This is a genomic window from Streptococcus oralis subsp. dentisani (assembly GCF_002096615.1).
Taxonomy (GTDB): Bacteria; Bacillota; Bacilli; order Lactobacillales; family Streptococcaceae; genus Streptococcus; species Streptococcus oralis_U.
Window position 1 is genome coordinate 32,660 of sequence record NZ_NCUX01000029.1, and the last position, 23,227, is coordinate 55,886.

Annotated in this window: 27 protein-coding genes; 6 read left to right on the forward strand and 21 right to left on the reverse strand. The window is 40.9% G+C overall.

What is annotated here, in order from left to right; all coding sequences use genetic code 11:
* Positions 1-3 precede the first annotated feature (3 nt).
* The 6 genes from B7708_RS02855 to glmU all read right to left on the reverse strand — a co-directional run bounded on the left by B7708_RS02855 (position 4) and on the right by glmU (position 4,212).
* A complete protein-coding gene (locus tag B7708_RS02855) occupies positions 4-594 on the reverse strand; it encodes a 3'-5' exonuclease (RefSeq protein ID WP_084973621.1) in 591 nt (196 codons plus the stop codon).
* Positions 595-675: 81 nt separating this feature from the next.
* Entirely contained in the window at positions 676-1,170 is a 495-nt protein-coding gene (gene rocS / locus B7708_RS02860; RefSeq protein WP_000021247.1) for a chromosome segregation protein RocS, read from the reverse strand.
* 76 nt (positions 1,171-1,246) lie between these two features.
* The gene (locus tag B7708_RS02865; RefSeq protein WP_084973799.1) at positions 1,247-1,939 is read right to left on the reverse strand and encodes a 5'-methylthioadenosine/adenosylhomocysteine nucleosidase; all 693 of its coding nucleotides are present in this window, start codon (positions 1,937-1,939) and stop codon (positions 1,247-1,249) included.
* Between the two features lie 15 nt (positions 1,940-1,954).
* A complete protein-coding gene (gene macP / locus B7708_RS02870; protein ID WP_084973623.1) occupies positions 1,955-2,266 on the reverse strand; it encodes a cell wall synthase accessory phosphoprotein MacP in 312 nt (103 codons plus the stop codon).
* 11 nt (positions 2,267-2,277) lie between these two features.
* Complete coding sequence (locus B7708_RS02875; protein WP_084973625.1) at positions 2,278-2,823, reverse strand: NUDIX hydrolase; 546 nt, start codon at positions 2,821-2,823, stop codon at positions 2,278-2,280.
* 9 nt (positions 2,824-2,832) lie between these two features.
* A complete protein-coding gene (gene glmU / locus B7708_RS02880; RefSeq protein WP_084973627.1) occupies positions 2,833-4,212 on the reverse strand; it encodes a bifunctional UDP-N-acetylglucosamine diphosphorylase/glucosamine-1-phosphate N-acetyltransferase GlmU in 1,380 nt (459 codons plus the stop codon).
* A 158-nt stretch (positions 4,213-4,370) separates the two neighbouring features.
* Here glmU and B7708_RS02885 point away from each other — a divergent pair, with 158 nt between their 5' ends.
* From B7708_RS02885 to lysS, 5 genes are all read left to right on the forward strand, one after another.
* Positions 4,371-5,171, forward strand: a complete 801-nt coding sequence (locus B7708_RS02885; protein WP_084973629.1) for a glycoside hydrolase family 25 protein — start codon at positions 4,371-4,373, stop codon at positions 5,169-5,171.
* 106 nt (positions 5,172-5,277) lie between these two features.
* Positions 5,278-6,120, forward strand: a complete 843-nt coding sequence (locus tag B7708_RS02890) for a DUF368 domain-containing protein (RefSeq protein WP_084973631.1) — start codon at positions 5,278-5,280, stop codon at positions 6,118-6,120.
* Entirely contained in the window at positions 6,120-6,602 is a 483-nt protein-coding gene (locus B7708_RS02895) for an aminoacyl-tRNA deacylase (RefSeq protein WP_084973633.1), read from the forward strand. Before B7708_RS02890 ends, B7708_RS02895 begins: the two co-directional genes overlap by 1 nt.
* A complete protein-coding gene (locus B7708_RS02900; RefSeq protein ID WP_084973635.1) occupies positions 6,602-7,225 on the forward strand; it encodes a histidine phosphatase family protein in 624 nt (207 codons plus the stop codon). Before B7708_RS02895 ends, B7708_RS02900 begins: the two co-directional genes overlap by 1 nt.
* A gap of 137 nt (positions 7,226-7,362) precedes the next feature.
* On the forward strand, positions 7,363-8,853 hold the full coding sequence (gene lysS, locus B7708_RS02905; protein WP_084973637.1) for a lysine--tRNA ligase: 1,491 nt from the start codon (positions 7,363-7,365) through the stop codon (positions 8,851-8,853).
* Positions 8,854-9,129: 276 nt separating this feature from the next.
* Here the strand turns inward: lysS and B7708_RS02910 are convergent, their stop codons facing one another.
* The 5 genes from B7708_RS02910 to B7708_RS02930 form a co-directional block, all read right to left on the reverse strand.
* Positions 9,130-9,966: an amino acid ABC transporter substrate-binding protein gene (locus tag B7708_RS02910; protein ID WP_084946425.1), complete on the reverse strand. Its 837-nt coding sequence runs from the start codon at positions 9,964-9,966 to the stop codon at positions 9,130-9,132.
* A gap of 11 nt (positions 9,967-9,977) precedes the next feature.
* The gene (locus B7708_RS02915) at positions 9,978-10,607 is read right to left on the reverse strand and encodes an amino acid ABC transporter ATP-binding protein (protein ID WP_000891749.1); all 630 of its coding nucleotides are present in this window, start codon (positions 10,605-10,607) and stop codon (positions 9,978-9,980) included.
* 9 nt (positions 10,608-10,616) lie between these two features.
* Positions 10,617-11,258 carry an amino acid ABC transporter permease gene (locus B7708_RS02920; RefSeq protein WP_084973639.1) on the reverse strand — a complete coding sequence of 214 codons (642 nt, stop codon included), beginning with the start codon at positions 11,256-11,258 and terminating at the stop codon, positions 10,617-10,619.
* Positions 11,259-11,395: 137 nt separating this feature from the next.
* Positions 11,396-12,625: a tetratricopeptide repeat protein gene (locus B7708_RS02925; RefSeq protein WP_084973641.1), complete on the reverse strand. Its 1,230-nt coding sequence runs from the start codon at positions 12,623-12,625 to the stop codon at positions 11,396-11,398.
* The gene (locus B7708_RS02930; RefSeq protein WP_084973643.1) at positions 12,615-13,781 is read right to left on the reverse strand and encodes an AI-2E family transporter; all 1,167 of its coding nucleotides are present in this window, start codon (positions 13,779-13,781) and stop codon (positions 12,615-12,617) included. The genes B7708_RS02925 and B7708_RS02930 overlap by 11 nt, the downstream gene beginning before the upstream one ends.
* A gap of 143 nt (positions 13,782-13,924) precedes the next feature.
* On the opposite strand from B7708_RS02930, the gene B7708_RS02935 reads away from it, so the two are divergent.
* On the forward strand, positions 13,925-14,938 hold the full coding sequence (locus B7708_RS02935) for a lactonase family protein (protein WP_084973645.1): 1,014 nt from the start codon (positions 13,925-13,927) through the stop codon (positions 14,936-14,938).
* A 32-nt stretch (positions 14,939-14,970) separates the two neighbouring features.
* Here the strand turns inward: B7708_RS02935 and B7708_RS02940 are convergent, their stop codons facing one another.
* The 10 genes from B7708_RS02940 to B7708_RS02985 all read right to left on the reverse strand — a co-directional run bounded on the left by B7708_RS02940 (position 14,971) and on the right by B7708_RS02985 (position 23,143).
* A complete protein-coding gene (locus tag B7708_RS02940) occupies positions 14,971-15,390 on the reverse strand; it encodes a F0F1 ATP synthase subunit epsilon (RefSeq protein WP_084973647.1) in 420 nt (139 codons plus the stop codon).
* Between the two features lie 10 nt (positions 15,391-15,400).
* Entirely contained in the window at positions 15,401-16,807 is a 1,407-nt protein-coding gene (gene atpD, locus B7708_RS02945) for a F0F1 ATP synthase subunit beta (RefSeq protein ID WP_000094370.1), read from the reverse strand.
* Positions 16,808-16,892: 85 nt separating this feature from the next.
* The gene (locus B7708_RS02950) at positions 16,893-17,771 is read right to left on the reverse strand and encodes a F0F1 ATP synthase subunit gamma (RefSeq protein WP_000301232.1); all 879 of its coding nucleotides are present in this window, start codon (positions 17,769-17,771) and stop codon (positions 16,893-16,895) included.
* A gap of 15 nt (positions 17,772-17,786) precedes the next feature.
* A complete protein-coding gene (gene atpA, locus B7708_RS02955; protein WP_084973649.1) occupies positions 17,787-19,292 on the reverse strand; it encodes a F0F1 ATP synthase subunit alpha in 1,506 nt (501 codons plus the stop codon).
* A 14-nt stretch (positions 19,293-19,306) separates the two neighbouring features.
* Positions 19,307-19,843, reverse strand: coding sequence for a F0F1 ATP synthase subunit delta (locus B7708_RS02960; RefSeq protein WP_084973651.1), 537 nt, complete (start codon positions 19,841-19,843; stop codon positions 19,307-19,309).
* A complete protein-coding gene (gene atpF, locus B7708_RS02965) occupies positions 19,843-20,337 on the reverse strand; it encodes a F0F1 ATP synthase subunit B (protein ID WP_000558543.1) in 495 nt (164 codons plus the stop codon). The genes B7708_RS02960 and atpF overlap by 1 nt, the downstream gene beginning before the upstream one ends.
* Before the next feature lie 13 nt (positions 20,338-20,350).
* Positions 20,351-21,064 carry a F0F1 ATP synthase subunit A gene (gene atpB, locus B7708_RS02970; RefSeq protein WP_061427225.1) on the reverse strand — a complete coding sequence of 238 codons (714 nt, stop codon included), beginning with the start codon at positions 21,062-21,064 and terminating at the stop codon, positions 20,351-20,353.
* A gap of 34 nt (positions 21,065-21,098) precedes the next feature.
* Positions 21,099-21,299: a F0F1 ATP synthase subunit C gene (locus B7708_RS02975; RefSeq protein ID WP_001054555.1), complete on the reverse strand. Its 201-nt coding sequence runs from the start codon at positions 21,297-21,299 to the stop codon at positions 21,099-21,101.
* 231 nt (positions 21,300-21,530) lie between these two features.
* Complete coding sequence (locus B7708_RS02980) at positions 21,531-21,842, reverse strand: CHY zinc finger protein (protein ID WP_084973654.1); 312 nt, start codon at positions 21,840-21,842, stop codon at positions 21,531-21,533.
* Positions 21,843-21,856: 14 nt separating this feature from the next.
* Positions 21,857-23,143 (reverse strand): peptidase U32 family protein, encoded by a 1,287-nt coding sequence (locus tag B7708_RS02985; protein ID WP_000169099.1) that lies wholly within the window; start codon positions 23,141-23,143, stop codon positions 21,857-21,859.
* Positions 23,144-23,227: the final 84 nt, after the last annotated feature.

The window sequence follows — 23,227 nt, forward strand, 5'->3', positions numbered from 1 at the left end:
CTCCTAGTCTAGAAATTGAGATAAGTCTAGCCCACCAAAGGGATTCAGGGATAGATTACTCTGTTCTTCTAACAATAGTTTTCCTTCGTCAGACTCCAAAAAGGCTTCATAAACACGCGCCGTCATGCGGGCATCTTCTAAACTATTATGCGATTGACCTTTAAACCCTAAAAAGTTCGCAACAGTTTGCAGTTTGAGATTAGCTATGCCGTGTAGGTCAGAACTACGGCGTTCAAAAGCCTCATCATATAAATCAACCTTATACTGGTCACGATAGTCCAAGCCATGCTCCAAGAGAATAGGTAAATCACTCTTGGCTGCATTGTATCCAACGATAGGTGAATTGCCAACAAATGCTTGAAAGCCCTTTAAAACTTGCCCCACCATTGGCGCATCTTTCAATGTTTCAGCTGTGATTCCAGTCAAACCATTGATAAAACTCTTTAAAGGCACGCTGGTATGGACATAAGAATCAAAAGCTGCACTTTCTTTACCATCTTGAAAACGAACTGCTGATACCTGAATTAAATGGGTAACCCCTTCGTGTTGATTAAATTCTAAGTCAAAGGCGATATAGTCTCTTAATTTTTCCATCTTTTACCTCAATTCCGACTCAATTTAAACTATAAATAAGAAAAGAAGCTATTAGGTTAGTGAATAACCCAAACAGCTTCTTTATTTTCCTCCAAATAGGCGAGCAAAAAAGCCTTTTTTGGTTGCTTGGACTTCTTCTTTTGCTTGGTCCAACTCTAGTTTCAAGCTTTCTTGATCCTTCATGGCTTGAAGAGTCAACTGTTGCTGTTGGTCCAACTGTTTGTCCTTTTCAGCAATCTGGCGATCTTTGATGCGCATCTGCTCATCTTTTTCTGCCAGTTGCTGGTCCTTGGCCTTGAGTTGCTCGTACAAACGAAGAATTTCAGCATTTTTCTCATCGACCAAGATTTCCATCAGTTCGCGTTGTTTGACATCATCACTGACTGGTTCATCTTCAAAAATCGTTTTTTTATAGATTTCTTCTAGCTTGATCAAGCCACTTCGAGTAACTACTGTTACACCTTTGTCATTTTTTTTCGTGTCCTCTTCGGGAAGTTCTTTGACACGATTGTTGATTGCCTGACGAGATAGTCCTAAGACCTCTGCAATCTCGCTGACGGTCATTTCAATACTCATAATATCCTCTGAAACGTTTTCTAGCTTTTCTTTATTTAAATCTTATCATAAGCTAGATAAACTGTCAAATTTCCGCTTAATTCAAGGCCTTTAAAAAAGCTAGTAAGACTTGGGCCGAACGACGCCCAGCCTCAATAATAAACTCATCAAATGAAATAGAGGCCTCATGATTGGCATTGTCACTCATAGCACGAATGACTAGGAAAGGTAGGTCAAGAGCCTGAGCCGCCTGAGCAATGGCCGCCCCTTCCATCTCCACTGCTAAAACATCTGGAAAGTGGGACTTGATAGTAGCAATCTTATCTTCTCCAGCTATAAAACTGTCCCCTGTAGCAATCAAGCCTAGGTGCCAGGTCTGTTCTACTTGAGATAAACTTTCTTGAATCCTAGCGATGAACTTCTTGTCGGATTCAAAGTAAAGAGATTGACCAGCCATTTGGCCATAAGCATAACCAAAAGCAGTCACATCCACATCATGGTAGACTAGTTTGTCCGCAATCACTACATCACCGACAGCAATCCCTTCTGCAAGAGCTCCTGCTGATCCTGTATTGATGATAGCTTCTACCTGAAAATGGTCAGCTAACACCGCTACACTCATAGCCGACATGACCTTTCCAATCCCACTCTGAACTAGAACGACTTCTGTATTGCCAATAAGCCCTGTGTAGTAAGTATTTCCCATGACTTGGACTTCTTGAGGTTTATCCAAATTCTGAGTCAAATGTATCAGTTCTTCTGGCATGGCAGCAATGATTCCAATTTTCATTTCAAGTCCTTTCAATTACAAGAGTTTCATCGCTAAAATTAACAAAATCAAGAGTAGGATGACTGCAAACAAGATGCGATTGAGTTTTGAATTAAAAACATTTCTCTTGGTGTTCTCAATGCGGCGGCTCTTATGAATCGTTGGTTCTACTTCGATTGTAAGTGTATCTTGACTAAAACCGTGGTCTCTAGAACGTGAATAACCAAAATGTTGTGAAGACGTTGATAGGATCTTGGTTTCCTCATCATCTTGAAGAGGTGGCCCTGATATTTTCTCACCTCGGTTGGCACGTTCAATCATTTCGTCTGTTAATAAAGGTTTTCCCATGGGTTGCTCCTCTATTTCTTTTGTAGTTCCCAGTACTGGATTGCCATGATAGTCTTGGCATCACAGATATGACCTGACTGGATCAGGTTCTTGGCTTCCTCTAGGCTTACTTCTAAAACTTCCAAGGTTTCATCATCATCTTGTGGGCGAGGATTTTCTACCTTGACCAAATCACTAGCGAGGTAGAGTTTTAGTTTTTCATTACAAAATCCAATCGCAGAATAGAAATCGTACAACAGTTCTAACGTACCAGTATAGGCAACCTCTTCTTCCAATTCACGAAATGCCGCTGCCATTGGATCCGCATTTTCACCAAGTTCTAGTTTGCCTGCAGGAATCTCATAAGAGACCGCCTCGATAGCCTTTCGGTATTGCTTAACGAGAACAATTTTGTCCTCAGATGTCACAGCTAGTACACAAACAGCTCCATTGTGAAAAATCAAGTCACGTTGGGCAGTACCCTTTCCTTCTGGTAGTTCCACCTGGTCTTGTACTAGTTTGAAAATAGGACCTTGATAAATTTCCTTCCGACTAATCGTTTTTTCTTCAAATTCCATGACAAACTCCTACTGGTTCTTAGGATGATGAGGTAAGCGTGTTGCATACTCATCTTTGTTAACTTGTCGTCCACGACCGATAGCAATGGCATCAGCAGGAACATTCTTGGTAATGGTTGAACCCGCTCCAACCAGAGAATTATCCCCAAGTTCTACAGGAGCAATAATAGTTGAGTTTGAGCCAACAAAGACATTGTTGCCAATAACAGTCTTGTATTTGTTTTTCCCATCATAGTTGACTGTAATAGTTCCTGCACCGAAATTAACGTTGCTACCCACTTCACAGTTTCCGATATAAGTCAAATGACCCGCCTTGGTATTTTCACCGATTGAAGATCCTTTTACTTCAACAAAGTTTCCAATGTGTACTTTGGAAGCTAGGCGTGAACCTGGACGGATATGGGCATAAGGACCAACAGTCACGCCGTCTGCAACTGTACTTTCCTCAATCATGGAATTCGTAATCACAGCTCCAGCTCCGATAGCGCTATCCACGATATAAGTTCCATTTGTTAAAACAGTTTCCGCCCCAATCTTCGTTTGACCTTTCAAGGTAACGTTGGCTTCGATTTGGACTTCAGGAGCAATCTCAACATCAACATCGATGTAAGTTGCTTCTGGATTGACAAAGCTGACACCATTAACCATATGTTTTTGATTGATACGGCGGCGCATCACTGCTTCCGCAGTCGCAAGAGCTACACGGTCATTTACCCCAAGACTTTCATCAAAATCCTTGAGAGTATAAGCGCCAACCTTCTCACCCGCATTACGGAAAATACCAATCACGTCAGTAATATAGTACTCACCTTGGGCATTGTTGGTGTTGATGTTTTTAAGGGCTTCAAAAAGACGTTCATTGTCAAATACATAAGTTCCCGTATTGATTTCCTTGATTTGCTTTTCAAAGTCTGTGGCATCTTTCTGCTCAACAATACGAAGAACTTCAGCGTTATCGTTACGGACGATACGACCATACCCAAAAGGATCTGCTGCTTCAGCCGTTAAAATAGTCGCCACATTTTTGTGGTTGATATGGAAATCCAAGAGATTTTTCAAGCTTTCACCTGTAATCAGAGGAGTATCCCCAGCGATAACCAAGGTGTGCCCAGTGCGATTTTGGAGAATGGGCTCTGCCATCATGACAGCATGCCCTGTTCCTAGTTGTTCTGATTGGGTAACAAAGTCTGTCTGACTAGCCAAGACTTGCTCAACTAACTCAGCCTTGTGTCCCACTACGGTAACTGTCTTTTCAGGTTGAATAGCACCAACACTACGAAAAACGTGTTCCAACATCGAAATTCCTGCTACTTTATGAAGTACCTTCGGAAGATCTGATTTCATGCGAGTACCCTTACCCGCTGCTAAAATAATGGCATAATTTGACATACTATTCTCTTTTCTGTAAAAATTCCCTTATATTATACCATAATTTTACTTTTAAAGAACAAACAAACAGGTGCTTTCCTGAAAATCTCCCCTACTTGTCTACATTTCTAAACTGTTTCCTTTGATTTTTTTAAATTTTTACGATAAACTAAATAAATATGAGAAAACAAATTCATCCAGTTATTATTTTGAGTTTATTTGGAATTTTCATAGCGATTTTACTCCTCAACAAACCAAGTTTTGAGGACCATCCTATCAAAACTAAACCAAATACTCTTCAAGTTGAAACACAAGCCTTGCATAATCTTGATAAACCCATTATCGACGTCTCTGGTTGGCAAAGACCTGAGGAGATCAACTACGACACCTTATCTCAAAACATTTCTGGTGTTATCGTTCGCGTGCACAATGGTGCTCAGCATACTGAATCAAATGATGCTGCCTTTATCAATGGTGTCGATAAAGCTTATAAAAATCACATAGCAGAATTTCAAAAACGCAATGTCCCTGTGGGGGTTTATGCCTATGTAGCTGGAAAAAGTAAAGAAGATATGGAGAAAGCTGCTGAAGTCTTCTACAACGCTGCTTCTCCCTACAATCCTAGCTACTACTGGTTAGATGTTGAAGAAAAAACAATGTCCGATATGAATGAAGGCGTTGAAGCCTTTCGTGCCAAACTGGCAGCTCTCGGCGCTAAAAACATCGGCATCTACGTTGGGGTTTACTTCATGCAAGAGCATAGTATCAATACAGATAAGTTCACTGCTATTTGGATCCCTTCCTATGGAACTGACTCTGGTTATTTTGAAACTAAGCCAAATACTGATCTGGACTACGATCTCCACCAGTACACTTCTAAGGGGAGAATTGCAGGATTTGAACACCATTTGGACATCAATTTGATTTCTGCTGACAAAGACAAGGAAGAAACTTTCAGAAAACTATTTTTAAGACCATAAGACAAGTGAAAATAACAAACTTTTTCACTTGTTTTTTCATTTTCTCCCCGTCTGTGTTATAATTGATAGCATAGAGAAAGAATTTTATGAAATTGAGGATTTTATTATGTTTTCATGGATTGCACGAGTTATTAAAGGAATCGTCATCGCATTAGGATTTATCCTACCGGGAATTTCTGGCGGTGTTTTAGCAGCTATTTTGGGTATTTACGAGCGAATGATTGGCTTTCTGGCTCACCCCTTTAAAGATTTTAAAGAGAATGTCCTATACTTTATTCCAGTAGCTATCGGGATGTTGCTAGGCATTGGTTTGTTTTCCTATCCAATCGAGTATTTGCTAGAAAACTATCAAGTCTATGTTTTGTGGAGCTTTGCTGGAGCTATCATCGGTACAGTTCCTAGCCTCCTTAAAGAATCTACTCGAGAGTCTGATCGTGATAAGATTGACCTAGTCTGGTTCTGGACTACCTTTATCCTTTCAGGATTGGGTCTTTACGCGCTCAATTTTGTCGTAGGGTCACTCAGTGCTAGTTTTGTAAACTTCATCTTGGCAGGTGTTCTTTTAGCTCTTGGTGTCTTGGTGCCTGGTTTAAGTCCGTCAAATCTACTTTTGATTTTGGGACTGTACGCTCCAATGCTGACTGGTTTTAAGACTTTTGATTTATTTGGTACCTTCCTTCCTATCGGGATTGGTGCAGGAGTAACTCTCATTATCTTTTCAAAATTAATGGACCATGCCTTGAACAACTACCACTCTCGTGTCTATCACTTTATTATCGGAATTGTGCTTTCAAGCACTCTCTTAATTTTGATTCCAAATGCTGGAAATGCTGAAAGTATCCAATACACTGGACTTTCTATTGTAAGCTATGTTCTCATCGCCTTCTTCTTTGCGCTTGGCATTTGGCTTGGTATCTGGATGAGTCAATTGGAGGATAAGTATAAATAATGGCAAAGAAAGTTAAGATTAAAAAAACCTTGGTAGAACAAATCTTGACCAAGGCGGGTATTGACTATACTGGTATTCAGATCAACGCGCTTGAGGGTGAACTTCCTTCAGAATATGATCGAACTCATATCTTTAAAACCTTGGCTCTTTTAGGAGACAAGACAGGACCGATTATTGGAATTGTTCCCATAACGGAACACCTCGCTGAGAAAAAACTAGCAAAGGTTTCTGGTAATAAAAAAGTGAGCATGATTCCTCAAAAAGACCTAGAAAAAACGACAGGCTATATTCATGGAGCTAACAACCCTGTCGGTATTCGTCAGAAACACAATTATCCAATTTTTATTGATCAGACTGCTTTGGACTTAGACCAAATGATTGTCTCTGCTGGGGAAATCGGGCTCAGTATCATCATCCGACCTCAAGACTTGGCTAGCTTTGTAAAAGCGGATTTTGCAGATATCTTGGAGGAAAACAACTGATGAAACTCTATTTTGTCCGTCATGGCCGTACCCTCTGGAATCTCGAAGGTCGTTTTCAAGGAGCTAGTGGTGACTCTCCCCTTCTTCCAGAGTCTATTGATATCCTAAAGCAACTTGGCCAGTATCTTAAGGATATTCCTTTTGATAAGATTTATTCAAGTGATTTACCTAGAGCGATTAAGTCTGCTGAGATTATCCAAAGCCAACTCCAGACCCCCTGTCCTTTAGAAAGTATTCCAGAACTACGCGAATGGCAACTTGGCAAACTTGAAGGTTTGAAAATCGCAACGCTCAATGCCATCTATCCACAACAAATAAAGGCCTTTCGCTCTAATCTGGCTCAGTTTGATACGAAGATGTTTGAAGCGGAATCCCTCTACTCTACGACTCAGCGTACTATTCAATTTATCAAATCTCTGAAAGGAAGTCCGGCTGAAAACATTCTAATCGTCGGTCATGGTGCAAATCTCACTGCTAGCCTACGTACTCTTCTAGGCTATAAAGAGGCTCATCTTCGCAAAGATGGAGGCTTGGCCAATGCCAGTCTTACAATTTTGGAGACTGAGGATTTTGAAACCTTCACTCTGGAAAGATGGAATGACACTTCCTATCAAGAAAAATAATGGAACTTGATCCCAATGGTCAAGTTCTTTTTAGTTTTCAAAGAATATCCGTGAATTTCTTGACTATTTATGATAAAATGGAAGTATCGCAAAAAAGACTCATCGTATCAAATTTTGAGTAAAATTAGGAGGATTTCATGTCTACAGAACATATGGAAGAACTAAATGACCAGCAGATCGTTCGCCGTGAAAAAATGGCTGCGCTCCGTGAACAAGGAATTGATCCCTTCGGAAAACGTTTTGAACGTACTGCTAACTCTCAAGAACTTAAAGAGAAATTTGCAGAACTTGATAAAGAACAACTACACGAATTAAACGAAACTGCTACTATCGCTGGACGTTTAGTAACTAAACGTGGTAAAGGGAAAGTCGGCTTTGCCCATCTTCAAGACCGCGAAGGTCAAATCCAAATCTACGTTCGTAAAGACGAAGTCGGTGAAGAAAACTACGAAATCTTTAAGAAGGCTGACCTCGGTGACTTCCTTGGTGTCGAAGGTGAAGTGATGCGTACAGATATGGGAGAGCTCTCTATCAAGGCCACACACATCACGCACTTGTCTAAAGCGCTTCGTCCGCTTCCTGAAAAATTCCACGGTTTGACTGACGTTGAAACAATTTACCGTAAACGTTACCTTGACTTGATTTCTAACCGTGAAAGCTTTGAACGTTTTGTCACTCGTTCAAAAATCATCTCTGAAATCCGTCGTTATCTTGATCAAAAAGGTTTCCTTGAAGTAGAAACACCTGTTCTTCATAATGAAGCCGGTGGTGCTGCTGCTCGTCCATTTATCACTCACCACAATGCCCAAAACATTGACATGGTACTTCGTATCGCGACTGAGCTTCACTTGAAACGTCTTATCGTTGGTGGTATGGAACGTGTCTATGAAATTGGCCGTATCTTCCGTAACGAAGGAATGGACGCTACTCACAACCCTGAATTCACTTCTATCGAGGTTTACCAAGCTTATGCAGACTTCCAAGATATCATGGACTTGACGGAAGGCATTATCCAACACGCTGCTAAGGCAGTTAAGGGTGATGGTCCAGTTAACTATCAAGGTACTGAAATCAAAATCAATGAACCATTTAAACGTGTTCACATGGTGGATGCTATCAAGGAAATTACTGGCGTAGATTTCTGGCAAGACATGACCTTCGAGGAAGCCAAAGCTATCGCTGCTGAGAAGAAAGTTCCAGTTGAAAAACATTACACTGAAGTTGGTCACATCATCAATGCCTTCTTTGAAGAATTTGTTGAAGAAACCTTGATCCAACCAACCTTTGTCTACGGTCATCCAGTAGCTGTCTCTCCACTCGCGAAGAAAAACCCTGAAGACGAACGCTTTACTGACCGTTTCGAGCTCTTTATCATGACCAAAGAATACGGTAATGCCTTTACCGAGTTGAACGACCCAATCGATCAGCTTAGCCGTTTTGAAGCTCAAGCTAAAGCTAAAGAGCTTGGTGATGATGAAGCAACAGGTATCGACTACGATTACATTGAGGCTCTTGAATACGGTATGCCACCAACAGGTGGTTTGGGTATCGGTATCGACCGCCTCTGCATGCTCCTCACAGATACAACTACTATCCGTGACGTATTGCTTTTCCCAACAATGAAATAAACCCTTATCCTCTGGTTTTGCCAGAGGATTTTTTGATAAGAAAAGAGACTCAATTTGAGGAAAAAATTTAGAAAATCTTTCCAGAATATAGTGAAATGAAATAAAATCTGAACAAATTGATTGGAAAAGTCAAATCAATTTCTAGCAATGTTTTAGAAGTCACAGTATACTATTCCAGATTTAATCCGCTATATTAAATGGCTATCATGCGCTTTCCCAATTGATAAAAAGACTACGTTTTGCTAATCAAAACGCAGTCTCATCCACTATTTTATCTCACTGTCCTTCTTGTACTTCTTTGGTTGCTACATCTTCTCCAAACCATTTTTGACTAATTTCTTGGAACTTACCATCCTTGTAAAGACTAGAAAATCCTTCATTTATCTTATTAACCAGAGTTGTATCTTCCTTACGTGCTCCAACTGCAAAAGCTTCTGTTTCTAGTCCAACTGTAAAGACATTATAATCGTTTAAAACGCCTTCTGCTTCTAAATAATAGTTTGCATAGACACGATCAATCAATAGGCCATCAATTCGATCGTTTTTCAAATCAATCAAGGCTTCATTAAAGGTTTGGTATTGATTCGCTTCATTATTAGCGACAATATCCTTCAAAATCGCTGGCTTTCCTTCAAAGTCCGCATAACCAGATGAACCAGCTTGAGCTCCCAAAATCTTTCCAGTCATATCTTTTGCAGTCGTGATACCTGACGATTTCTTAGTAACCAATACCTGCTCATTCTTCATATATGAGTTACTGAATGCTACCTTTTCACGACGTTCGTCTGTAGCGGAATAGCCATTCCAAATCAGATCAATCGTTCCTTTTGTCAATTCAGCTTCTTTCAAATCCCAATCAATCGGTTGCCAATTTACCGTAATTCCGTATTTTTCAAAAACAGCTGTAGCTAAATCAATATCAAATCCTGCATAGGAACCATCTTTCTGAGCAAATCCCATTGGAACAAAAGTACTATCAAATCCAATGGTAATAGACTTGTTAGACTCGTACTTAGACCAATTATCTCCACTAGTTTCACTAGAATTTTTCCCACAAGCTGCTAAGAACAAAGCAGTCATTAGACTGACTAATACAAGCATCAATTTTTTCATCATTTTTCCTCCTATTTAGGCTCTACTTTTAATAATACATCTGCAATATTTTCAGCGAATTGTAAATCGTGGGTAACCACAATTTGCGTCATCCCAAGTTCCCTATTTTGCAAAATCAGTTTTTCCACTTCCAAGCGTAATTCTGGATCCAAGGCAGAAGTTGGTTCATCGTAACCAATGATTTCTGGGTCAATCATCATGGCACGCGCCAAAGCCACCCGCTGCTTTTGCCCACCTGATAGTGAGAAGGGATAAGCATCTGCGTGCCCTGCTAGTCCTAACTGTTCCAAGAGTCCACGCGCCTTCTTCTCAGCCTCTTCCTGCTTCATTCCCATAGTTTTCACAGGCGATAGGGTCAAATTGTCCAGAACTGATAAATGAGGGAAAAGTTGAAAATCTTGGAAGACAAATCCTAGTAGGTTGCGCTTTTCTAGTTCGTCTAAAGCTAGAGATTCACCGTTATAGTAGATTTCTCCAGAATCGATAGTTTCCAGTCCAGCTAACATACGTAATAAGGTTGTTTTTCCGCCTCCTGATGGACCTACGATTGCCAGGATTTGCTTTTCAGGAATTGATAGGCTGAAATTAGTTAAGATTTGTTTGCCACCAAAGGCCTTGTTGATGTTTCGTAATTCTAACATGGCAACCTCCTATCTATAGTAACTGTACTTCTTCTCAACTTTTTTGGCAAGGATAGTCACAATACCAATCAAAATCAAGTAAATTGCTCCTGCCAAGAACATAGGAATCAGACTAGCGTCACGGTTGGCTGCTGTACGACTAGCCAAAATCAAATCTGAAATCCCTAAAGCATAGACCAGAGAAGTATCCTTGACCAAACTCATGACTTCATTAAATACACTAGGAAGAACAATTTTGGTCACCTGTGGTAAGATAATATAGCGCACTGTGGCAAAAGGGCTAAACTTCAAGACCTTAGCAGCCTCATATTGACCCTTAGGAATAGCATCAATCCCCCCACGGAAGATTTCAGCAAAGTAAGCTGCATAATTCAAAACAAAGGCAATAATAGCCGCAGGAAGGCGATCCAAACGAATCCCAATATTTGGGAGCACATAATAGATAAAGATCAATTGCAAGAGCAAGGGTGTTCCCCGCATGATCCAGATATAAATGTTAATCAGATAATGGAGGAGTTTCCAATGGACTTGCAAGGCAAAAGCAATCAAAACGCCCAAGGGAATAGAAAAAATCAAGACCAGTACAAAAACCTGTAAAGTCATGCTTGCACCGCTCAATAAACTCGGTAATATCTCAAACAAATAAGACATACTGCACCTCCTAAAAATAATTGTTCCTATTATAGCATAAATAAACAATTTAGCAAGGGTTATTGTAAAAAAATTCTATTTCTTTCAAAAAACGTATCTGCCAAATTGACGGATACGCTCTTTTAGAGAGATAACTTTTAAAGTGTTTCTATGAGTTCTTGCATTTGAACATCATCTGGAACTAGTTTTAAATAGGCTTCGGCTTGCACTTTGGCTTCTTCAAAATATCCCAATTCACGCAAGAGATAAGTATATTGCTCCAGAAACTCTGGATTGTCCTTGAGGTCAGATGATAGTTGTTGATAGAGCTCATAGGCCTTATCTAAATTCTCAGTCTCCTGATAAGAACGGGCAATCATCCACTTGGTCAAGAGATTTTCAGGTTCTTGACTTTGGAGAGCGATAATGTCCTCAAACCGCTCTTGTTCCATATAAATGGTTGCAAGGCGAAGGAAAATCTCCTCAAGGTCTTCTGCATCTTCTTTGGCAGTAAGGAGAAATTGCTCTGCAGCACTAGCATCATGCAATTCATATGAAAACTGTGAGGCTGCTAGCAAGAGCCGAGTTTCAAATGGATTTTTCTCCAAACCTTGTTTAGCGATACGAAGGGCCTCCTCCACCTGATGTTCCTTGTGCAAAGCTTGACTATAACCATACTCATATCCTTCAAAATCCGGTGAAATGGTATCAATCTGCTTAAAGTAAAGAACAGATTTTTGATACTCTTCTTGGTCAAAGTAAAGACTAGCCAGTTCAAAGGCAGTTTGGTCATCGTATTCTAGTTCTAAAGCTTTTTCTAAGAATTTTGTTGCAGCTTCAAACTTGCCCAACTGGGCATAAGCGTAGCCGATTCGTTGATAGGTTGAGACACCCGTTTGCTCGTAGATGGAGCGATTGTCTAATTGAGCGTAGCCCTGAATAGCTTCCTGATAATTTTCCAACTCGCTATCCAACTCAGCCAAACCAAAAACTAATAAGGGATCATCTGAGTAGTTTAAGGCTTCCAGTAATTTTTCACGCGCTACATCTGTCAATCCCTCCAACTGATAGAGGTCTGCCTTCAAGGCCAAAGCCGATACATACCAGTCACTTGCAGGTGTGATTTCCTCAAGGTAAGCAAAGGCTTCCTCAACATTGCCATCCTCACTGGCAATGCTTGCTAAGTTCAGATTCACTTCTGGAAATTCTGTAACGATATTTTGATAAATTTCTTTTGCTTGAGGATAAAAGCCAATTCCCTCAAGATAATTTGCTAGTTCATAGAGAACCTCACTTGAATCTGTTTCGAGGGTTTTGTAAAAATACTGATTCGCTTTGATTAAATCTTGCTCATCCAAAGCCTGGAGCATGCGTTGACTATTGTTCACTCTTGATTTCCTCCCCTTCTTCTTCATACAAACCGCTGACTTTTTTATACCAGTTAAAGATAGCAGAGATGACCACCTTAGCTGAGGCATAGACTGGAATTCCCAGTAAGACTCCCCAAATACCAAACATAGATCCTGAAGTTAGGAGAACAAAGAGAACATTGATGGGATGAATATTGAGCTGACTACCTAAAATAAGAGGCGATACGAAGCGTCCTTCAATCGTTTGTTCCACGATAAAGACAATGACTACTTTCAAGAGCATGACAGGTCCTGCGATTAAACCTAAAACAAGGGCAGGAAGCATGGCAAGGAAACTACCCAGGTAAGGTACTAGATTGAGGATACCAGCCGTAATACCAAGAGTCACAGCATATCTGAGACCAATAATCTTAAAGAAAATAATAAACATGATGGCTACAATAATAGCAACTGTAACCTGTCCTCTAACATAGTTTGACAACTGTTTATTGACATCCGATAGGACTTCACCCGCAGGTTCTTTTAACTTCGTTGGAATAAACTTAGTCAAATAATCTCGCAAGCCTTTTCCATCGCGCAAGAGATAGAAGAGCATAAAGGGTACGATAATGACCGCTACAATCACCTGAGAAACACTACTGATAAAGGCGCTAACCCAGTTAACAGCTTGAGAAGAGATTTTGCTGGCCCACATCGTTGCTTCTGTAGAAACATTTGCAAGAACCTGTTCCAACTGAGGTCTAAAATCATCTGGCAAGCGTTTGGTTACAAGGTCATTGATAACCATATCAGCATCCTTAAGATAAGTCGGTACATTCTTTGCAAAATTTAAGACTTGGCGTTGGAAATTTGGAATAGCGACTGCCAGACCCCAAATGATAAAAAGTCCAATAATGACAAAAACTATACTGATAGCAAGAACGCGATTGATCTTGTGTTTCTCCATCCAGTCAACAATCGGATTGAGGAGGTAATAAAGTAAACCAGATAAAATAACTGGCAACATGACAACCCCTAAAAAATCCAAAACAGGTAAAAAGATAAAACTAATCTTACTTAGAATAAAAATGTTAAGCCCCAGTAACAAGGTTACTAAAAATACAGTGATAGCTTTATTATCTAAAAACCACTTAAAAAACCAAGATAGGCTAAAATGTTTCTCTTTATGTTCCATAAATACATCCTTTCTGTCATTCTCTCATTATACCATTTTTAATTTAAAATAACTCTTATTAAAGTGCTTACATAGATTAAATGAACACTTCCAGACTGTCATTTTGTGGTATAATGAACTTATCATTATTAAGAGGTATGGACATGAAAGAAACTGTTTATTTTGGAACTTACACTCGTCGCTTATCTAAAGGGATTTACAAGGCAGATTTTGATACAGAAACAGGTCAGCTTGCAAATCTTGAACTCTTTGCTGCTGAACCAAGTCCGACCTACCTTGCCTTTGACCAACAACAACACTTATACACCGTAGGGAGTCAGGATGGCTTGGGTGGAATCGCTGCTTACAAAACCGATGGTACTTTGTTAAATCATGTGGTTGAAGAAGGCGCTCCCCATTGTTATGTGGCAGTGGATGAAAAGCGCAGTCTCGTTTACGGAGCCAACTACCACAAAGGTCAAGTTCTGGTTTATCAGCGTCAAACGGATGGTAGTCTCATCCAAACGGATCTGGATCAGCATAGCGGACAAGGTCCTCATGAAAACCAAACTTCTCCACATGTACACTTTACGGATCTAACACCTGATCAGTATCTCGTCACATGTGACCTAGGTACGGACGAGGTGACGACCTACGATGTTAGCCCAGAAGGAAAACTAAGTAAGCTCCACACTTATCACAGCCAGCCTGGAGCAGGTGCTCGCCACATCGTTTTCCATCATCATTATAAGATTGCCTACCTCATTTGCGAACTTAATAGTACCGTTGAAGTCTTGATTTACGATGGGGTTGGTGAATTTGAACGCATGCAAGTTATTTCAACCTTACCAGATGGATACGAAGATTTCAACGCCACTGCTGCTATTCGTCTTTCACAAGATGGTAGATACCTCTATGCATCCAACCGAGGTCATGATTCCATTGCAGTCTATACAATCCTCGCTGATGGCAGTCTGGAATTATTAGAGATCGTACCAACACATGGACAAAATCCACGTGATTTCGACCTAACTCCTGATCAAGAGTTTCTTATTGCTGTTCACCAAGATTCTGATAACGCAACCGTCTTTAAGCGTAATCCTGAAAGTGGCCGTCTTGCGGAGCTTTCTAACGACTTCCATGTTCCTGAAGCAGTTTGCATCAACTTCCCACATTAAAAAAAATGAACTTGGAATTCAAGTTCATTTTTTTATAGTCTATTTCCGACATTGATACGGTTGATAGCACGTTGCAATGCGATTTTTGCACGACGTTCTTGGTCAATCAAATGCTTGTCATGGGCTTCTTCGATTTCTCGTTCAGCGCGAAGTTTCGCACGTTCTGCACGACTGATATCGATATCACGAGCGCGCTCTGCTGAGTCTGCTACGATGGTAATGATGTCATTAGCAATCTCGATAATCCCTCCGTTCACTGCAATCCAGTTCACATGAGTATCATCATCGATTCGTTTTACCTTTACTTCATCAACCGCTAAGACCGCAATCATATTTTCATGTCGTGGCAAGATCCCCATCTCACCATCCAGAGTTCGTACCGATACAAAGCTGGCATGGTGATCATAGACGAGGCCATCTGGTGTCACGATCTGGACAGTTAACTGAGCCATAGATCACCTCTTAAAATCCCATTTTCTCTGCCTTAGCAATGACGTCTTCAATTGAACCAACTCCACGGAAAGCATCTTCTGGCAAGTGGTCATGTTTACCATCAAGGATTTCCTTGAAACCACGAACTGTTTCTGCTACTGGTACATAAGAACCAGGTTGGCCAGTAAATTGCTCCGCAACGTTGAAGTTTTGTGACAAGAAGAACTGGATACGACGGGCACGTGCAACCAAGGTCTTTTCTTCATCAGAAAGCTCATCCATACCAAGGATAGCAATGATATCTTGCAATTCATGGTAACGTTGAAGGACACGTTTGACTTCAGCAGCAACTGCATAGTGCTCCTCTCCAACAATCTCAGGCGCCAAGGCACGAGAGCTTGAAGCCAGAGGGTCAACGGCTGGGTAGATACCCAACTGTACCAACTTACGTTCCAAGTTTGTTGTTGAATCCAAGTGAGCGAAGGCTGTTGCTGGCGCTGGGTCAGTATAGTCATCCGCTGGCACGTAGATGGCCTGAATAGAGGTTACAGAACCCTTCTTAGTTGATGTGATACGTTCTTGTAATTGACCCATTTCCGTAGCAAGTGTTGGTTGGTAACCAACGGCTGAAGGCATCCGACCCAAAAGGGCAGATACTTCTGAACCAGCCTGAGTGAAACGGAAAATATTATCGATAAAGAGAAGCACATCTTGGCCTTCTACATCACGGAAGTATTCGGCGATTGTCAAACCAGTAAGGGCAACACGCATACGTGCTCCTGGTGGCTCATTCATCTGACCAAATACCATGGCTGTTTTCTCGATAACGCCTGATTCTTTCATTTCCCAGTAAAGGTCATTCCCTTCACGAGTACGTTCCCCAACACCGGTAAATACTGAAATACCACCGTGTTCTTGGGCAATGTTGTGAATCAATTCTTGGATCAAGACAGTTTTACCAACTCCGGCACCACCGAAAAGTCCGACTTTCCCACCTTTAAGGTAAGGGGCAAGAAGGTCGATAACCTTAATCCCTGTTTCCAAGATTTCAGATGAGGTAGACAATTCATCAAAAGTTGGAGCTTTCTTATGAATTGGCTGACGCTCAGCGTCTTCAGCGAAAGGAGCATCCAAGTCAATGGTATCTCCCAAAACATTGAAGACACGTCCCAAAGTTTCTTTACCCACTGGTACAGAGATTGGACGACCTGTGTCCAAAACTTCCATTCCACGAGTCAAACCATCTGTTGATTCCATGGCGATCGTACGGACCATACCATCACCCAACTCCAAGGCTACTTCAAGGACGATTTTTGTTTTTCTTTCGTCATTTTTGTAGACGACAAGTGCATTGTTAATCTCAGGAAGTGTTTCCCCTGCTGCAAACAAGACGTCTACAACGGGTCCGATAACCTGAGCAATTTTACCTGAACTCATCTCCTTCTCCTATTCTATATAAGATACTGTCGGTTCCTAGTTCACCTAGGGCCTAAGTTCATTTTGATACGAGGGAGGCAAAGCCTTATTCTAAGGCACTAGCCCCCGCTACGATTTCTGTAATTTCTTGTGTAATCGCCGCCTGTCTAGCACGGTTATACTGGATTGTCAAATCATTGATGACCTTCTTAGCATTATCAGTCGCCGTTTGCATGGCTGTCATACCTGCAGCATTTTCAGCTGTCTTGGCATCGATAATAGCCCCGTAAATCATACTTTCAGCATACTGAGGCAACAACTGCTCTAGAATCTCATCACGGCTCGTTTCCAACTCAAAGGTCAAGCTATACTCTTCATCCGCTTCATTTGGATCCAAGTCAACAATCGGAAGCATTTGCTCCACACGCATTTGGCTGGTAAGCGTATTGACGTGGTGATTATAGCAGACATATAGTTCATCAAAGAGTTCATTTTGGTACATTTCAATCGTTTTCGAAATAATTTTACGAACTTCATCAAAACTAGGTTGATCTGCCAAGCCACGTAGTTCATAGATTGGCTGAATACCACGAGCTTTAAAGAAATCAGCTCCCATTCCACCGATACAGATTATCTCAAAACCTGTACCATCTGGATGGTATTCTTCTTTCAACTCCATCACAGCTTTAAGGATGGAAGCATTATAACCCCCGACCAAGCCTCGGTCTGAAGTGATAACGATATAACCTGTTTTCTTAACTGGACGACTGATGAGCATCGGATTGGTTGAACCCCCAGATCCATTGCCATGTAGAATATCCGTCAAAAGCTTACGAACCTTCTGAGCATAAACTTGGAAGTTGCGCGCTGCTTCTTCAGAGCGACCTAACTTGGCAGCCGATACCATTTGCATAGCATTGGTGATTTGACTAGTATTTTTGGTTGAGGCGATTTTTGTTTTAATATCATTTAGAGATACTGCCATCTGACACCTCTATTCTTATTGGAAGCTGGATTGATTGAGAAACTCTGTAATCGCAGCATCCAAGACTGCTTCTTCTGGCAAGTCTTTTGTTTCACGAATGGTTTCCAAAATCTCTGGATAGTGAGCGTCAAAGAAGGCATGGAACTCCTCCTCAAAACGAACAATATCATCTACTGGAACCGTATCCAAGAATCCATGTGTCAAAGCATAGAGAATGGTAACTTGTTTCTCAACAGGCAAAGGCTTGTGAACTGGTTGTTTCAATACTTCTACCGTACGACGACCACGATTCAACTTAGCCTGTGTTGCCGCATCCAAATCTGAACCGAACTTAGTGAAGGCTTCCAATTCACGGTAAGAAGCAAGGTCGATACGAAGCGTACCAGCTACTTTCTTCATGGCTTTGATTTGAGCGGAACCACCTACACGAGATACAGATGAACCCGCATCAATAGCTGGACGAATCCCTGCATTAAAGAGACCATCTCCAAGGAAGATTTGCCCATCTGTAATTGAAATTACGTTGGTTGCGATATAGGCAGAGATATCTCCTGCTTGCGTTTCGATAAATGGTAGGGCTGTGATTGAACCACCACCAAGTTCATCAGAAACTTTAGCTGAGCGCTCAAGCAAACGGCTGTGAAGGTAGAAAACATCCCCTGGGAAGGCTTCACGACCTGGTGGACGACGAAGCAAGAGAGAAAGTTCACGATAAGCGACCGCTTGTTTTGAAAGATCATCGTAAACGATCAAAACATGCTTGCCTTGGTACATAAACTCTTCAGCCATAGCCACCCCAGCATAAGGAGCTAGGAAGAGCAATGGAGAAGGCTGTGATGCAGAGGCTGTCACAACGATTGTGTAGTCCAAGGCACCGTACTGACGAAGTGTTTCTACTTGCGTACGAACTGTTGATTCTTTTTGTCCAATCGCTACATAGATACAGATCATATCTTGCCCTTTTTGGTTCAAGATAGTATCAATTGCAATAGTTGTTTTCCCTGTCTGACGGTCACCAATAATCAACTCACGTTGACCACGACCAATCGGTACAAGGGCATCAATAGCTTTCAAACCAGTTTGCAATGGTTCTGATACAGACTTACGTTGCATAACGCCAGGAGCTGGCGCTTCTACTGGACGAGTTTTGTCAGTATGGATGTCACCAAGACCATCAACTGGACGACCAAGTGGGTCGACAACACGTCCAATCAAGTTATCACCCACAGGGACTTCCATGATTTTACCTGTACGGCGAATGGTATCACCTTCACGAATATCTGTAAAGTCTCCAAGGATGATAATCCCAACGTCTGTAGACTCCAGATTTTGCGCCATCCCATAAGAGCCATTTTCAAAAATCAACAGCTCTCCACTCATGGCATTTTCAAGACCGTGAGCACGCGCAATTCCGTCCCCGATATAGGTTACAACACCTGTTTCAGACACATCAAAATTGGGTTTGAAATTTTCAATTTGTTGCTTAATTAAAGCGCTGATTTCTTGTGCGTTAATTGCCAAAAGAACACCACTTTCTATTTCAAATTTTCTTTAACAACTCGAAGTTGTTGTTTAATACTCACATCAATTGTCTTGTGATTAGCAAAAATGACAAAACCACCAATGAGTCCTTCATCAATTTGTTCTTTAATACTCCGTACTTTCAGAGACATTTTTTTCTCTATCAAGGGAAGCAAACGTTTCTTCTGTTCGTCCGTTAAAGGATGAGCTGAAGAAATCGTGACTACAAAATGATTGGTTTCTCTTTCAAGACGATTCAAACAATCAACAATGATATCATAAAAAAGATTTGCTCTGTGATTGTAAATCAGAACCTGAATAAAGTTTTGCATTAAAGGTGAGACAGAGTCTTGAAAAAAACCAACTGTTTTTTCCTTATCAGACTCATCAACTGCCACCTGAGCTAAAAAAGAAGGTAAGCCCGTTTCTTCTGCGACTTGCTTGATTTGATCCAAGTCTGAAAAAATCCGGTCCTCTTCTCCTTTTTCAATCACTAATTGGACAAAAGGCATGCTGTACTTTTCAATGACCTTTGCTGTTTTCTTGTCCATTAGGCTTCTCCTAGCTGATCGATATACTGATCAATGAGTTCCTTATGAGCATGACTGTCAAGGTTTTTTGAGATGATTTTACCAGCGAGACTAATCGTCAAATCTGCCACCTCGCCCTTAACACTTTGCAAAGCTTCAGCTTTATTCTGAGCAATTTCTTGATTCGCCTTCTCTTTTAAGCGACCTGCTTCTACTTTAGCATCTGCCAGAATATCTGCTTTACTCTTCTCTGCAGTCTCTTTAGCATTTTCAATGATTGTTTTGGCTTCGTTGCGACTACCAGCCAATTCATCTTCACGTTTTTGGGCAAGAGTTTCTGCTTTTTGACGAGCTTGTTCAGCTCCATCAATATCAGCAGCAATTTTATTTGCCCTTTCTTCGAAGACACTTGTCAAGTTTGACCACGCATATTTCTTAACTAAGACAATCAAAAGGATAAAAGAGCCAGCGATTAAAATAAAGTTACCAATTAATTCACCTACTGTTACGTGCATCTGTTACTCCTTTCTACTCTTCATCATTAATTTTATTTCCTAGATACATAGAAGACAAGACTGTGAATACATAAGCCTGAACACAGGAAATAAACACAGAAAACGCCGTCCAGACTAGATTGGTAACAAATGCGACTGGATACCAATAAAGAGCCTGATGAGAAAGTGTGATGAGCAGACTAGCCATCACTTCTCCGGCAAAGATATTTCCGAATACCCGCAAAGCAAGTGATAGGAAATTCGTGACTTCTTCAAGGAGATTCATCGGTGTCATAAAACCTGGGGTAACAAAGCCTTTCAGATACTTTTTAACACCACGGCGACGAATTCCTTCTATATGGGTCATCAGGATAATTCCAAATGACAAGGCCAAGTCAAATTGAAGATTGGCAGTTGGCGATGTCCAAAGGTTTGTCCCATCTGTAGTTTGAAGTTTTGCCATCAAACCAAGATTGTTTGCGATCACCATAAAAAGAAATAAACACAAGTAAAAGAGTGAGTAATCTTTCATGTACCGTGAGCCTACATTAGGTTCTGTAAATCCGACTACGAAGTCATAGAGATACTCCAGTACATTTTGCTTTCCTTTGGGTTTTACAGTCATATTACGACTTGCCCAATAGATAAAGCCAAAAATAACGACTACTGACAGCAAGGTCAATACTGTCAAGGTCAAATCAAAGGTAACAGGACCAATATTGATGGTTGGATTGATACTTTCTTCCATCTAGAATCCTCCCTTTTCCATTTTATACTTCTCTTTATTTGATGATAAATGAAAATACGAGAGTTACAAAGAATGTTCCTTCAATAAAGGCAATCCCCATGATCATTAAGCTACGCAATTGTGGAATGATGTCTGGTTGGCGAGCAGCTGATTTGAACAAACCGTTCATCAACATACCTTCTGCAAGGGATACACCCATACAGGCAAGACAAAGACCGAAAAATGTTAAATTCATGATGAATTCTCCTTTTATTTAAAATTTACTTACTTAGTTTAGTCCTAAAATTTGTTTTTGTCAACTTTTTACTCACATTGAAAGCGTTTCAGATAATTTATTTCTATTTTTGCCATTTTTATCCTATTATATAGAAAAATTTCTCATTTTAGAGCGAGTGTTTTTCCACTTTCACTTTGTTTTCTGAAACAAAGTGAAAAAATCCAAGTTTGAAACTTGGATGAATTCATTTTATTTAAAATAATAGGAATAGTGTTGTTTGCAACCTGGATTAAATGGAATGCTGCAATAAGGACAAGCTATCTGTTTTTGATATTCTTGAAATGTCATTGTTCTCTTACAAGCCCCACACAAAATCGGTCGATCCTCAGAAAGCGCCAAGGGATAGGGTGAAAACATATGCGTCTCCATAGCATTATGACACTGATAGCATGCGTAGTATTTCTTGCATTCATAGCACTGGAGGGAAACGATATCTTTTTCACTATGATAGTGAACACACCTGCTTTCATCATCTACAAATAAACCATGCGCTTGAATCATTCACTTTTCCTTATCTAGGCACGAACTGTAACACTTGTCCCGTCTTCCTTATAGAGGTTAATGAGACCTTCCTTGAGAGCGCGGACCATGTCACCTGCCTGAACAGGTTGTGGAACCTTGATTGTCAAGAGTTCCATTGGATTTGGAGCGCGGTCGATTTTATTTCCTTTAGAATCATGAAGATCTTCGATATAGGTTTCAAAATGACGGAAACCTGGGCCGTAAAACTCAACTTGGTCACCTTCGTTGATTACATTCCGTTGACGGATGGTTGCCGTTTGGGTCGCATCATCATAAGAAACGACTTCAGCGACAAACTTGTACTCAGGGATTTTACGACGCGCACCAAATAACTGCTCATTCTCAGACGGCGTACCATAGTAGAATCCTGTTGCCAATTCACGTTGGGCAACTTTCCACATCTCGTCCACCAAGTCTTGTTTGATGGCTTCAAATTTCTCAGGACTTTCGAGATAAGCATCTACAGCCGCCTTGTAACAGTTGGTCACAGTTGAAACATAGTGGATGGATTTCATACGACCTTCAATCTTGAGACTGTCTACACCGTTTTCGATCATATCTGGAATATGGTCAATCATAGACATATCAACAGCAGACATTGAAAATTCTTCTGGAATTTCACCCTTCAGACTCTTACGTTCTTGACCAAATGGCATGTCGTAAAGGTCGTATTTCCAACGGCAAGACTGTGAACAACCACCACGGTTAGCATCACGCATACTCATGTGGTTTGAAAGCGTACAGCGTCCTGAGTAGGAAATACACATAGCTCCATGGACAAAGGCTTCGATTTCAACGTCTGTACGTTTGCGAATCTCTGCCAATTCTTCCATCGAAACCTCACGCGCCAAAACGACACGAGTCAAGCCCAGTTCTTTCCAGAACTCAAGCGTTTCATAGTTAGTGGCACTGGCTTGGGTAGAGAGGTGGATTTCAAGACCAGGCGCTTCAGTTGCTGCAATCATAATTAAGGCCGGATCTGACACGATAACTGCCGCAATCCCGATGTCGCGCAACTTACGGAACCATTCTCCAGCACCAGCTTCGTTTCCTTCGTGCATAACCATGTTAGCAGCCACATAGACCTTGGCACCATACTTAGCAGCGAACTGCACGCCTTCTTCCATCTGTTCAAAGGTGAAGTTTCCTGCACGGCTACGAAGACCATAGGCCTGTCCACCGATGAAGACTGCATCCGCACCATATTGAACAGCTACTTTTAGCTTTTCTAAAGTCCCTGCAGGTGATAAAACCTCAGGACGTTTTAATGTTTTTGTCATTTTTTCTCCTATTTGCAATATAAAAGTTTGACGTTTTTCCTTCTCATTTTATAGTAAATAAGCAATAAAATCAAGCCTAGACAG